Here is a 324-nt window from a genome sequence, read left to right as displayed (position 1 = left end):
GCCGCATCGGCGGTGAGAACCTTGGCCACCCCGGCGATCCTCGCCGCGGCATCGGCCACGCCGCCGACGCCCGACCCGGCCACCAGCACATGAATCTCGCCGCCGATCTTCGACGCGGCGGTGACGGTGTTGAGCGTGGCGGCCTTCAGCGCGCCGCCTTCATGTTCTGCCAGAACCAGAATGGTCATGGTTCGGATGTCCTTCTCGGTTTTGATTCCAGACCCGTGTTTGATTCGGGCCACAGATGAACACGGATAAACACGGATAAGAAATCTTATACGCCAAAGGCGCGATCATCCCTTTTTTCATCTGTGTTCATCTGTG

General features: G+C 59.6%; 1 pseudogene. It reads right to left on the bottom strand.

The annotated features are described in order from the left end of the window. A pseudogene (locus H261_RS23065) lies at positions 1-188 on the bottom strand (electron transfer flavoprotein subunit alpha/FixB family protein); the annotation flags it as partial. Positions 189-324: the final 136 nt, after the last annotated feature.

The sequence above is a fragment of the Paramagnetospirillum caucaseum genome (assembly GCF_000342045.1).
Classification (GTDB): Bacteria; Pseudomonadota; Alphaproteobacteria; order Rhodospirillales; family Magnetospirillaceae; genus Phaeospirillum; species Phaeospirillum caucaseum.
The sequence above is the reverse complement of the archived record's forward strand: the minus strand, read 5'-3'. Positions and strand labels throughout refer to the sequence as shown.